Source organism: Parabacteroides sp. 20_3 (assembly GCF_964238835.1).
GTDB classification, from domain to species: domain Bacteria; phylum Bacteroidota; class Bacteroidia; order Bacteroidales; family Tannerellaceae; genus Parabacteroides; species Parabacteroides distasonis.
This window is the reverse complement of the sequence record NZ_CAXSNO010000003.1, coordinates 305,951-320,065: the sequence shown is the minus strand read 5'-3', so window position 1 is coordinate 320,065 and position 14,115 is coordinate 305,951. Positions and strand designations below refer to the sequence as shown.

Sequence of the window (14,115 nt, the reverse complement as noted above, 5' to 3'; positions counted from 1 at the left end):
AATATTATATTTACATTTGAAAAATATTCTCACAGAGCGTTGCATTGTTCAAAAAGAAACGTATATTTGTGTTGTCTGGCTAAAGAGCGGTCAGAAAAATAAAAAGAAAGCGTTTTTTGCTTTATCCTTGGTTCGAAGTCTGGAAAATTTCAAGCAAGGAGGATGAAGACAATGTAGCGCTCATTCTGTTAGTGCATGTACACGGCAAGCATTCGCTATGCCAATACATAACTTTACAGCGTGGGAATATTGTTTACTTATTCATCCTTGCAAGGTATTTCCAGACACCCGAATCAGATGAATAGAAAACAAGTCTCACGCTTACTTTGTTTTAAACCTAAAAATTTATATTACCCATAGGAGACAGAGGGAACTTTATTCAGGAAAGGACTTATGGGTACACAACGTCGGTGTTATGAGATCCAAGCCAACGTATCCCACTTGTAATTCAGGATCAAGAGGTACTCCCTCTAACAATTCATGTAAACAATTGCTCAAAGCCCTCACGGCTACTTTGTTAACGTTAAGAATAAGCCCTTAAACGTATGTTAAATTGATTATTTATGAGCAAGATTTAATATAGAGAAAACCATATAAAAGCGCTTAGATTCAAAATCTTTCTTACTATGCAACTCTAATGTAATCTACTTGTCACATGAATAGTCGTACTTTGTAATAGCTAAAAATTAAAACGATTTATGAAAAATTGCAAACATGTAGTCCCTATTCTGGGAGCCTTTTGCTTGATGGCATCTTTATCCTTTATGCCAAAGGAAGCTTGGGCAGAGTCTTCATTAGCACCTATCAGCCAGCAACAAGGCAGTTATCAGTTAACCGGTACCATCCTCGATGGAATGGGTGAACCTGTAATTGGAGCCAATGTATTGGTAAAAGGAACAACGAATGGAGTAGTAACAGACTTAAATGGAAAGTTCAGTTTACAAGTAAAGCCAAACGACATTCTACAAATCAGTTATATCGGTTATAATTCACAAGAAGTGGCAGTCAAAGGCCAACATACACTTAATATTACCCTGAAAGAAGATGTGGAATCTTTAGATGAGGTAGTGGTAGTTGGTTATGGGACAATGAAGAAGAAAGACCTAACCGGCTCTGTGAGTAGCGTGAAGGCAGATGAGCTGACAGCCTTTACCGTAGCCAACCCAGTACAGGCTTTACAAGGAAGAGTTCCCGGCGTAGTACTCTCCCAAAATACAGGTGATCCTTCCGGAGACTATTCTATTAGGATACGTGGAGTAAACTCTATCAAAGGTGACAACTCACCCCTATACATTATCGATGGTATTCCTGCCAGCACAGCCTCTATCAATACCTATGATATTGAATCTATGGAAATTTTGAAAGACGCATCCGCTACTGCCATCTATGGTTCACGTGGTGCTAATGGTGTCGTGATGATCACGACCAAGAAAGGGAAAAGTGGAAAAGCGAAAGTCTCATACGATTTTGAATATGGATTCCAAAAGCAAATCAAGAAACTGGATTTGATGGATGCCCAAGAGTGGGCCCGTTTTTATAACGAATACCTTGTAAACGCAGAGATACTGGAAACCGCTCCCTTTAGTGAAGCTGACATAACCGCCATGGGGAAAGGTATGGACTGGCAAAAAGAGTTCTTTCAAAATGCTCCCATTATGAATCATAACATCAATGTATCTGGAGGTACCGATGACCTAAAATATTTTGTCAGTGGCTCTGCCATGACTAAAGATGGTTTGATCCCGAACAGTTATTATAACAAGTACAATTTGCGTAGTAGTTTGGATATGACTATGAGCAAGATGATAACCGCTTCCGTCAGTATGGGCTACAGTATGATTAACCAGATGAACCAGTCTGATGGAGGTGGTAATGGCGGTTCATCTATGATTGGTGCTGCTTACTCCGCCTCACCAAACTTTTATCCTTATGATGAGAATGGAGATTATAAAGATCTACGCTCTTGGTACAGCTGGTCTAGCCATGAGATCAAGAACCCTTTATGTATGGCTTATGAGTCCACTTATAAAACCGTGACAAATCTGACCAACATCAACGCCGCCTTGAACTTCAATCCGATTAAAGGCTTAAGCATACGGACCAGTTTCGGATTGGAAGGATCTGATGCCCGCTACGATGGTTACACCACCAAAAAGTATATTTACAAAAATAATACTGCCGATGTCAACCACAAGCGTAGTACGAACATCATTAACGAAGATATCGTGACCTACGATTTTTCGTTAAACAACATCCACAGTTTTAACGTAATGGGCGGCTTTACTTACCAACAAAATGTTTACAAATCGATCGCAGCCTCAGGCAACACTTTCTTGAGTGACGTTCAAGAAACGAACAACCTGTCATCAGCAGGAACAGCCAACACACCAAGTACAAACTACAGCAAATGGGTCTTGATGTCTTATCTTGGGCGTATCAACTATAGTTTATTAGGACGTTACCTCGTAACAGCCAGTTTCCGTGCTGATGGATCAAGCCGCTATTCGGAAGGATCAAGATGGGGATATTTCCCTTCTGGTGCTGTGGCATGGCGTGTGTCTGAAGAGCCTTTCATGAAAGAATTTGAAAGTATTTCAAACATGAAGTTGCGTGTTGGCTATGGAAAGACAGGCTCAACAGCTATTGATCCCTACATGACACAAAATCTACTAACCACAGGTAAGACTGCTACTGGAAGCGAGAACGTACCTTACTACTCACCCAGCAGTACCTATCCAGAAGATCTGAAATGGGAGACGACCTCGCAATGGGATGCCGGCGTGGATTTGGGATTCTTTAAACAACGTCTACGTATTACCGCAGACTACTATTATAAGAAAACCACGGATCTACTGAATACAGTATCACTTCCTTCATCATCCGGTTACAAGTCCACCGTACGTAACATCGGTAGTATAAGCAATCAAGGCGTCGAATTATTGATCGAGGGTGATGTGGTACAAAACAAGGACTTTGGCTTAACCTTACAGTTCAATATAGCTCATAATAAGAATCGCGTCGAAGAATTAGCTGATGGTAAAGATATCCTTGGCACAACTTATAGCAACTATGGATCTGGTTCCATCACAATTATCCGTGAAGGTGAGCCATTAGGAGCTTTCTATGTCTACAAAGACACTGGTTTAGACGAGAACGGTTCTTTATCTTATGAGGATATGAACGGAGATGGCCAGTACACCGATACGGAAGACCGTTACATCGCAGGTTCTCCTTTCCCTGATTTTACATATGGTTTGAACTGTGGTATCCGCTATAAGAACTGGGACTTCAACTTCTTTTTACAAGGCAGTCAAGGTAACGACGTGTTTAACTTGAGTGAGATGCGAAACTACAGCTATGGCCAAGGCATGAATATTGAGCGTAAAGTATACTACGAGAGTTGGCGAGAAGGTCAAGACAACAGTCATGCTGCCTATCCCAAGATCAATGCCGTTGGTTCACTGAAATACTCTGACCGCTTTATCGAGAATGGTTCCTATCTGCGTCTAAAAAACATCAGTTTAGCTTACAATCTGCCATGTGACAAGTGGGCTACCAAAAATTGGCTAAACGGTATTCGTATCTTCGTTAGCGCACAGAACTGGTTGACATTAACGAAGTATAAAGGTGTAGATCCTGAAGTTAGCTCAAAAGGCAGCGACGTGAATGCAGGTATAGACCATTTGACTTATCCAAACAGTAAAACCCTTTCCATGGGTGTGAGTGTTAAATTTTAAAATAAGCGAAAACAATGAGACATCTAATAATAATAAGCGCAATGGCCGGAGTTACTCTACTAACAGCTTGTGACAACGCCTTAAATGAGACCGATTATACTTATTCGATCTCAAGCGAGACATTTTATAATACTGTAGAAGAAGCAAATGCTGCGGTATTAGCACCGTTAGACGCAATGCGGTCAGCCTATAATTCAAACTTCTTCGCCACATTAGAGATCAATACAGAATATTGTTATCCAAAAGGAGTTTATCAAACATACAAACAATACAATGGCTTTGTGAACGCAACACATATGAACCGGAGTGATTCAAACTGGCAGAGCCTCTATAAGGCTATTATGTTCTGTAACACCGCTATCGAGCGGATACCTAACGCTACAAAGATGACCGAAGAGGAAAAGTTGGCCTATCTGGGAGAGTTACGCTTTTTACGAGGCTTCAACTACTTTAATCTCGTGAAATACTGGGGTGGTGTACCTTTGAAAACAGATAAAAATATCACAGAGTGGAATATTCCCAAGAGTAGCAAAGAAGAAGTATACAACTTCATAATCGAAGATTTAAAATATGCTTTAGATAATTGTCCTGACAAAAAACGTTATTTGGCTACTCCAGATAAAAATACCGTACGGGTCTGCCTAGCAGATGTATATATGCATACAGGAGATTACATCGAGGCAAAAAAGCTAAGTGGAGAAGTGGTGAACAGTGGTACATACCAATTAGTACAAGTTGCGGAACCACGTGACTTTGACAAGGTATTTGGCGCAGACTTGACCACCTCTACAGAGGAGATATTCTACATCAAGACTTCACGTATTGATGGTAAGACATGGGACTACCTATCCTATACCTCACATCCAAAGTATGAGTTCGTTCCCGGTAAAACCATGTTAAATGGTAACGGCTATTACACGCACTATACAGACCTGCGTAACCATATCATCAAGAGCTGGGACACGAATGACCTACGTTACGGTATGAACATAGGTTTTTATGTATTCGGCAAAGACGCTTACGGTGAATATACTTGTCTACTCACAAAATATACGGATCCGAACGCACAAGGTAATGGCGCAAATGTATCTATTCCTTTGATCCGCTATACAGATGCTATGCTGATCTACAGTGAGGCTTGTGCCCGTGTTGCCAATACCCCAACTATGGAATCCATTGAAATGTTAAACCAATTGCGCCGACGTGCCTATGGCAAAGATCCTAAAGTACCTAATGCTGAACTGGACTATAAGTTGAGTGATTACGCCAGTATGACCGCTTATATGGATTTACTATTAAAAGAAGAGACTTATGAACACTTCAATGAGGCAAAGCACTGGGACTTCATAGTCCGTCAAGGTCGTGCTCAAGAACTGGTAGGTAAGTACTTTAATGTGGAGACCGGTGAATATACACAGATTCAAGAACGTCATTATTTATGGAAAATACCAGACAGCGAATTCAATTATAACAAAGCAATGGATCAAGTTAAAGATCAGAATCCGGGTTATACCAGCTCCAATTAAAAAAGAAAAAGATAAATTTGTAACAAACCAGTCCCGGGTTACTTACGCCCGGGACAAAACAAATCAGATATATTATGAACAGAAACAAATTTTTAAAGACATTATCCGCAGTCTGCATCTCCACTCTCTTAATCTCTTGCGGACAAAAAAAAGAACAGAAACCATTACGTCTACTCTACTGGAATATACAAAACGGTATGTGGTGTGGACAAGATGATAATTACGAGAAATTCACGACTTGGGTAAAACAACAAGATCCTGATATTTGCGTATGGTGTGAGGCTCAAAGCATCTATAAAAATGGTACCGCGGATCCTTTGGATTCCCAAGAACGTTTTCTGGTAGATAATTGGGGAGTATTAGCCAAACGGTACGGACACCCTTACTGGTACATAGGCGGACATCGGGATAATTACCCGCAGGTCATCACCTCTAAGTATCCGATCGAAAATATAAAAAAAATAATAGGTGAGGAGCCAAACCAAGTAGTAACCCACGGTGCCGGTTGGGCAAAGATCATTGTAGACGAAAAGGTTTTAAATATAGTAACACTACACACATGGCCACAACAATGGGCTTTTCGCACTGAAGACCAAGAAGCAAGTAAAGCTGAAAACGGTGGTGATAAATACCGTCGCATGGAAATAGAGTATATTTGTAAGCACACCATTGGTACTAGCACGAATGCTACCAACGAATATTGGATGATGATGGGTGACTTCAACAGCCGCAATCGCACAGACAACGCCATCTATCGATATCCGGAAGATAGTCCTAAGTTTTTGACGCAAGACTATATCGCTCAAGAAACACCTTATGTAGATGTCATCGCTAAGAAGTATCCAAATGAATTTAAGACAACAACCGGTAAAGAAGCCCGCATTGATTACGTATATTGTACACAGCCTTTGTTTGACATAATCCAGTATGCAGACGTAATTACAGATGAGTACACGAAGCCTGTACGTGACCCGAAAGAGCTATCTAATTTCTGGTGGCCATCCGATCATCGTCCGATTATTATTGATTTTGATCTGAGTAAATTAAAATAATACTATCAATAATCTTACCCAAGCTTACAAACTTCAATGTAAACTTGGGTAAGTATAAGCTACTTATTTAACGATCTGATACGAACCCGCACGATACTCGTGAGCTTGGCTTTCGCCCGGAAGTGTCACGAGAGCGACCGCTCCTTCGGGAATGGTGAAATCCCAAATCCACTGGTCTCCCTCATACTTCCAAGAGCTCTTGATAATTCCTGCCGCCGAATTGTACTCCGCATTTACGAACTCCAGACGCTTATCGGGAATCGGCTTCATGATAATGCGCTTGAATCCTGGCTCCGACGTATCCGCAGAGATACCAGCCATGGTCTCCCACATCCATTCACATACACATCCATAGGCATAGTGATTAAAGCTGTTCATGCCTTGCGGTCCCATGCCTTTATCAAGCATATAGCTATTCCAACGCTCCCAAATCGTTGTCGCCCCATTATCTACCGAATACAGCCAACTCGGATTCTTGCGCTGGAAAAGAAGCTCGTAAGCGATATCGCTCATTCCATTCTCCGTAAGCGTAGGCATCAGGATGGAAGTACCCAAGAAACCTGTCTGAAGGCAATTGCCATGCTCGGCGAAGTTGTCACGCAGTCGTTTCATCATGTTCTCCTTGGCTACCCCTTCGACCAGCTTGTTCTTCAAGGCGAATAGGGCAGGCGTCTGCATGGTATTGAATATCGCCGTCTTAAATTCTCCGTCAGCATTCAAGAATTTATCCAATATATACTGTTTCGCTTGAGCAGCCATCGCTTCGTATTTCTCGGCATCCCGTCCCGTCGCACGAGCCATATCGCTCATCATTCCGGCATCTATAAGCCAGTAATTCGCACTTAGATAATTCCAATAATCATAGGCTTCCGGAAGCGTTCCGGATCCATCCTTCGCTGTATGTCTGCCGCTGCAACTCTCAAGCGGCTCGTAACTGAGCCAGTCGGCCCACTGGTAATTGCCATTCTCCGCGCTGAGGGCATGATGGTCATACTTGGTCTCGTTGATATGATTGAGATATTTCTCCATCGCCGCCCAGTTCTCATCGATAATCTGAGTGTCGCCAAATTGTTTCCAGACAACCCAAGGCACGATAACTCCCGCGTCCGACCAGCCCAAGCGGTTCATATCAGTAGGAGACGCACCGTATTGAGCCAATGGAGCGACACCGGGATACGCACCGGTTGGTGATTGTGTGTCACGCATATCACGCATCCATTTATGGAAGAAATCAGCGGTATTGGCAAAGAAAGTACCAGTCTCAGCAAATACCTGCGTGTCGGCGGTCCATCCCAGCCGTTCGTTGCGCTGCGGACAGTCGGTAGGAACCGAGAGGTAGTTGGAACGTTGTCCCCATAGGGTATTTGAGATCAACTGATTGACCAGTTTGTTGCCGGTCGTTATTGATCCGGTCTCCATCTGTTGGGTAATCGAGGAGACAGGAATCGACTGGATCGACCGGATACGTACCTCCTGATCGGCCGTGATCGATACGAAGCGATAACCATAGAACGTGCGATGAGGGCGATAGGTCGTATAGTCCTTATGATCCGCAAAGGTATAGTCGAGTAACATCCCGGTATCCGGAGTGCGTAGATTCAAGCGATGGCAACTACCTTCAGGCCCATCCATTCCTCGGCTCTTCGCACCATTTCCATCGTTCAATATCTCAGAAGGACGACAATTTAGTTGGGTACCCTCCTTTGCCATGAACTCGAAAGCAGGAACCGCCGCACAATTCTGGCCAAAGTCCACGACAAGTGTCTCGCCCGGATGAACTACCATTTCCTCGCCAGCCGCATATTCTTTCGTTATAACAACCTTTCCATAAGCATCTTCACTCTCTCCGGTGACCCCTTTCCATAGATAGGCTTTTTGAGGAGAAAGCGCCAAATCTTCACGAAAATAGACCTCACCTCCATTTGAAGGAAGTATCTCTCCCTCAAATTCCGTATTCTTTTCCGGTGTCGAAAGCTTATCGAGCGTATCGTATCCCGGTAACTCACGGGCATCATATTCCTCACCATCAAAGATAGCGGCATGTTTGACCGGTCCGGCGATCCCGGCTTTCCAATCGCTCGTATTGGAACCTAAGTACGCCTTGCTACCATCCGCATAGGTAAGCTCAAGCACTCCACGGAAAGCGACCTTGGTACCCACCATTCCTTGCTGGCCACTGTATGTGATGATCTTATCGGCCCACCATCCCGGTGTCACCTGCACAGCGAAAACATTCTCCGCTCCCGCCTGTTTCGACAGGGCATTGCTTACCTCATACGTAAACGAACGCTTCGTCTTGTAGGGATGCGTAAAACCCGGTTTGAGAATCTCTTCTCCGATCAACTTCCCATTCACGTATAACTCGTATACACCCAAGCCCGTGGTCATCCAGCGTGCCGAGTTTATCTCTTTTTCATTCTTTACGACACTCACGAACCAAGCGGCACCATCGGCCGCACGCTCATTCGATCCGTTGATCTCACCCGTTATGACAGGTGCATTTGCCACGGATATCCATTCGGAATGGTTCCAAGCGGCATCATCCAATGCGGAGACACGCTTCCCCGATTCGTTCGTCTGATCGGTCGAACATGCATAGAGAGCCGCACAAACAACCCCTAAAAGCAATAGTTTTCGTTTTTTCATACGCATATTCTCTCTAATTGTCATTTACAGATCAAATCCGATATCCCGACGGAAATACTTCTTATCGAAATCGATCTGCTTAGCTCCGGCAAAAGATTGGGCCAAAGCCTCTTCCTTATTAGCCCCATACGAACTGACCGCAATCACACGGCCGCCATTCGTCAGGATCTGGCCGTCTACCAGCTTCGTTCCGGCATGGAACACTATATTGTTCGAGGATACGCCATCCAATCCCGTGATTACCTTATTTTTCTCGTAAGCCTCCGGATAACCGCCGCTTACCAACATAACCGTAACCGCCGCGCGAGGGTCCTGTACCAATGTACGGCCCGCTAAATTACCTTCCGCTACCCCTTCCAGCAAATCCACCAAGTCACTTTGGATACGAAGCATGACTACCTCTGTCTCCGGATCGCCCATACGACAATTGTATTCTATCACCATCGGCTCATTCTTCACATTGATCAGACCCAAGAAGATGAAACCTTTATAATCGATATGCTCCGCTTTCAATCCCTCTACGGTAGGACGGATAATACGCTCGTCCACCTTCGCCATAAAGACCTCATCAGCGAAAGGAACCGGGGAAACAGCTCCCATTCCACCTGTGTTTAAACCCGTATTGCCCTCGCCGATACGCTTATAATCTTTCGCTACCGGAAGCACCTTGTAATCGTTGCCATCCGTCAAGACGAATACGGAGCATTCGATACCATCCAAGAACTCCTCGATCACGACCGTCTTGCTCGCGTCGCCAAACATTCCGCCCAGCATATCTCCCAACTCTTTCTTGGCTTCCTCCAAGTTATCGATAATCAGTACCCCTTTACCGGCAGCCAATCCATCCGCTTTCAATACATAAGGAGCGGAAAGAGATTCCAAGAACGCATAGCCTTCCTCTAGGTTTTCAGTGGAAATACTCTTATAACGAGCGGTCGGGATATGATGACGCATCATAAACGCCTTGGCGAAATCCTTGCTACCTTCCAATTGGGCACCTTCCCCACTCGGGCCGATCACGGGGATGGAGCTTAATGCCTCATCCTTCTTGAAATAATCATAAACACCCTTCACCAATGGATCCTCGGGACCTACCACGACCATATTCACTTGGTTCGCCAACGCAAAATCCTTGATAGCGGCAAAATCATCCGCTTTAATATCCACGTTGGTTCCTACCAACGCTGTTCCCGCATTACCGGGAGCGATAAATAACTTATCAACTTTCGGGCTTTGAGCGATCTTCCAAGCGATCGCATGCTCACGCCCACCAGAGCCTAATAACAATATATTCATATCTCTTCTAATTTTCAATTCTCAATTCTCCATTTTCAATTCCCAAGGTAGTCATCGAAATACCTCGTAATCTTCTCATGCAAATGCGGACGGTCCTTACCGGTCACATTATGCTCATGGCGAGGATACACAAAGTAATCCGGATACGTATCAGCCTCTACGCAAGCCTTTAAGAAACCAAGGCTGTGTTGCCACACTACCACCGGATCGATATCCCCATGTATCATCAACAGATGGCCTTTCAGATTACCGGCCTTCAGTTTCAGGTTCGCGTTCTTATAACCTTCCGGATTATCCTGCGGGCGATCCATATAACGCTCGCCATACATAATCTCGTAATTGCTCCAGTCAATAACCGGCCCTCCGGCCACGCCCACCTTAAAGATCTCCGGATAAGTCAGCATCAAGTTCGTTGTCATAAAACCGCCATAACTCCAGCCATGTACCCCGATACGGTCGGCATCCACATAAGACAAAGATTTTAGGAACTCGACACCCTTCACTTGGTCCGCCATCTCATTGATACCCAAATTACGATGAATCACGCTCTCAAAAGCATGTCCACGATTTGCCGAGCCGCGGCTATCCACGGTAAACATCACATAACCTCTCTGTGCCATATAGAGGTCCCAACCACGAGCCCCGTTTTGCCAGTCGCCCGTAACAAGCTGTACTTTAGGGCCTCCATATACATAGACAATCGTAGGATACTTCTTCGTCTCATCCAAATCCGGCGGTAAAGTCAACCGGTAATTCAAGCGAGTCTTACCATCGGCAGCAAGGATATGTCCAACCTTGATCCGCGGCATCCGATACAATTTAAAGGGATCCGGAGCGGAAAGTAAGGTAGAAATCACCTTAGCGTCCTTTACACGGATTAAATCGATATCCCTCGGGGTAGAAGGAGAACTTACATAATCAATCGCATATTCGCCGGAGGGACTCAGCAACCAACGGTGCACGCCCACTTTCCAACTCAAGCAATTCATGATATCACCCGTTCTCAAATCCGTCTCCCAAATATAACGTTGCATCCCCGTTCCTTGCATATTCGGAGATACGGGATGAGGTGCCGTTCCCTCGAAAATCACCTTATTTCCGTCTTTGCTAAAGCCTAGCACCTTGGTAACCACCCATTCCCCACCGGTTAGCTTCCTTAATTCCTTTCCAGTCGTATCATACAGATATAGATGGTTATAGCCATCCGCCTCACTCTGCCAGATAAACTTATCCGGATCGTTCGGCAAGAAAAGCACGGGATGCTGCGGCTCCACATAACAACGATCCGTCTCGGTAAACAGATCAGCCTCTTTCTTTCCCGTCAAGGCAGAGTACCGCACCAAATGCATCTCGTTCTGCTCACGATTCAACTCAGCGATATAAATACTCTTCTCATCCGGACTCCAAGCGATATTTGTTAAATATTTCTCTTTCGGCAAGCCTGTCTCCAACCAAACCGTCTGCCCGGTAGCTACCTGATAGACACCCACCGTAACCTCATGGCTCTTCATTCCAGCCATCGGATATTTATGAGGAACCGGCGTAGCGCAACGAGTATCGATATTCACCAGCGGGTAAGCGGTCACCATACGCTCATCCATACGATAAAACGCTAGAGCCGAGCCTTTAGGAGACCAAAACATACCTTTCGTAATCCCGAACTCCCGTTGATGGACAGCCTGTCCGCATACGATTCCATCCTGTGTTTCACGTGTAACAATCGTATTTCGTCCATCCGGGGATAAAATATGCACATTGTTTCCCTCCGTAAAAGCTAAGTTATTCGTAGCCGGGCAAAAGTCATAATTCGCCCAGTTATTCTTCAAAGCATAATCAGCGACTACCTTATTCTTCTTATAGTCATAATGAATCCGGTGCTGTTTGCTAGTAAAAGCCAAGACCGAACCACTTTCATAGGGTACCAAAAAGCTAGGCAAGGAACCAACCGTCTGCAGATTTGCCGCCGTCAAGGCCCCATTCAGTCTTTCCAACGAAAAAAGGACCTCTTCTTTTTTCCCCGGCTTAGCTCCTAACACGCTATCTCCCTTAACATATAAGTACTCGTCCCCGCACCATCGTAACTGTTTCAAGTCACGAGGTACGAAGCGGCTATACGTCTTCCCTCCAGGAATCAAGTCGTGCAAGGAGAGTTGCTTATCTTGGGCGGTAATCGACATCGTTAATAAAATCAGACATAGGCTTATGAATAAAGATGATTTAATCCTCATAATCATCATACCCTCTCCGTTTTATAGGCTTTATAGGTTTGCTAAATGGGCGCTTTCCATCCCGCTTATGATCGCCAAACCCTTTCTTACGGTCATCCTCATCCCGATAACGCATTTTCACAGGACGTTCTCCTTTTGGCTTGATCGGCTTACGAACCGGGGCATCCACGAATTTCTTGCGGACCGGACGGTCCTCTCCCCGATCCTCTCCAAAGATACGTTTCCCCGGAATGGAAGCGAAACGCTCCTCATCATCCTCGCTATGGGCAGCGGCGAAACGACGCTCCGGACGATCCACACGACCCGTACGGAAGTTTGGACGATCATTGCCTCTACGCTCGAAAGAGCCTTCCGATCTGTGCGGACGCTCCTCTCCATCCTCATTCAATGCCTTTTTGAAGTCCTTATTAGTTCCCTCAAATAACTCATAGCAACGGTATTCGCACTCCAAGGAACCGTTCATCAATTTGATCTTCTCGCTCGGGCGCAAGCCGATCTTATCGAAACATTCATCTTTATAGCTCAAAATCCAAGCCTTATATCCCATGAACACGTGTTTCAAACGCTCGCCGATCATATTATACAATCCCAATAGATCACGAGATGATATACGCTCTCCATAAGGTGGGTTCGTCACCAATATACCCGGCTTCGGAGCCTCTGTATATTGTTGGAACGGTTTCACCTTCAGATCGATATATTTCATCAAGCCAGCGCTACGGATATTCTCCAAGGCGATATCGATAGCGGCTTGGGAAATATCGGAGCCATAGCAATGGAAAGCGAACTCACGCTCCCCGCTCTCATCATTATAAATACGATCGAACAATTCCTCATCATAGTCCACCCATTTCTGGAAAGCGAACTCTTTCCGATGGATACCCGGAGCGATATTCAAGGCGATCATGGCAGCCTCGATCAACAATGTACCGGAACCACACATCGGATCTACGAAATTAGATTCTCCTTTCCAACCGGTTTTTAGGATCATGCCGGCAGCCAACACCTCATTTAACGGAGCTTCCGTTTGATCCACCCGATAACCACGCTTGTGCAAAGACTCGCCGGAGCTATCGATAGATAAGGTACAATCGTTATGCGAAATATGGATATTGATATATAAGTCCGGGTTATTGACACGAACGGACGGACGCTTCTTGAACTTCTCGATGAAATAATCCACGATAGCGTCTTTCGTACGGTAAGCGACAAACTTCGAGTGATTGAAATCCTCGGAATAGATCACCGAGTCGATCGCGAACGTCTTGTCCAGCGACAAATACTTCTCCCACTCTACCTTTTTCACCTCTTTATAAACGGTATCAGCATCTTTGGCCTTGAAATGATAAATCGGTTTCAGAATGCGCAGGGCAGTACGGCAGTGGAAATTCGCTTTATAAAGCAATTCCTTATCACCCGTAAAGGAAACCATACGACGACCGATCTGCAAGTCGTTGGCACCTAAAGCTAATAACTCCTCGGCCAAGATCTCTTCCAACCCGTATAGGGTTTTGGCCACCATTTCAAATGTCTCGCTCATTTTAATTGAAAATTGAGAATTGAGAATTGAAAATTATTCCCAATTGCGTATTACGTTGTTTATTATTAATTATTCTCATTTCGCTCTCTG

General features: G+C 44.7%; 7 protein-coding genes. 3 read left to right on the top strand and 4 right to left on the bottom strand.

What is annotated here, in order from left to right; all coding sequences use genetic code 11:
• Nucleotides 1-698 precede the first annotated feature (698 nt).
• The 3 genes from ACESPU_RS08185 to ACESPU_RS08175 all read left to right on the top strand — a co-directional run bounded on the left by ACESPU_RS08185 (nt 699) and on the right by ACESPU_RS08175 (nt 6,315).
• Nucleotides 699-3,737, top strand: coding sequence for a TonB-dependent receptor (locus ACESPU_RS08185; RefSeq protein ID WP_005863583.1), 3,039 nt, complete (start codon nt 699-701; stop codon nt 3,735-3,737).
• A 14-nt stretch (nt 3,738-3,751) separates the two neighbouring features.
• Entirely contained in the window at nt 3,752-5,263 is a 1,512-nt protein-coding gene (locus ACESPU_RS08180) for a RagB/SusD family nutrient uptake outer membrane protein (protein ID WP_227154381.1), read from the top strand.
• A 74-nt stretch (nt 5,264-5,337) separates the two neighbouring features.
• Nucleotides 5,338-6,315: an endonuclease/exonuclease/phosphatase family protein gene (locus ACESPU_RS08175; RefSeq protein WP_005863587.1), complete on the top strand. Its 978-nt coding sequence runs from the start codon at nt 5,338-5,340 to the stop codon at nt 6,313-6,315.
• 63 nt (nt 6,316-6,378) lie between these two features.
• Here ACESPU_RS08175 and ACESPU_RS08170 read toward each other — a convergent pair whose 3' ends face one another.
• The 4 genes from ACESPU_RS08170 to ACESPU_RS08155 are packed head-to-tail and all read right to left on the bottom strand — an operon-like array spanning nt 6,379 to nt 14,025.
• The gene (locus ACESPU_RS08170) at nt 6,379-8,961 is read right to left on the bottom strand and encodes a family 78 glycoside hydrolase catalytic domain (RefSeq protein WP_227154382.1); all 2,583 of its coding nucleotides are present in this window, start codon (nt 8,959-8,961) and stop codon (nt 6,379-6,381) included.
• Nucleotides 8,962-8,985: 24 nt separating this feature from the next.
• Nucleotides 8,986-10,257, bottom strand: a complete 1,272-nt coding sequence (gene purD / locus ACESPU_RS08165) for a phosphoribosylamine--glycine ligase (RefSeq protein ID WP_008773120.1) — start codon at nt 10,255-10,257, stop codon at nt 8,986-8,988.
• 35 nt (nt 10,258-10,292) lie between these two features.
• On the bottom strand, nt 10,293-12,494 hold the full coding sequence (locus tag ACESPU_RS08160; protein WP_048926983.1) for a S9 family peptidase: 2,202 nt from the start codon (nt 12,492-12,494) through the stop codon (nt 10,293-10,295).
• On the bottom strand, nt 12,475-14,025 hold the full coding sequence (locus tag ACESPU_RS08155; protein ID WP_005863595.1) for a class I SAM-dependent RNA methyltransferase: 1,551 nt from the start codon (nt 14,023-14,025) through the stop codon (nt 12,475-12,477). Before ACESPU_RS08155 ends, ACESPU_RS08160 begins: the two co-directional genes overlap by 20 nt.
• Nucleotides 14,026-14,115 lie beyond the last annotated feature (90 nt).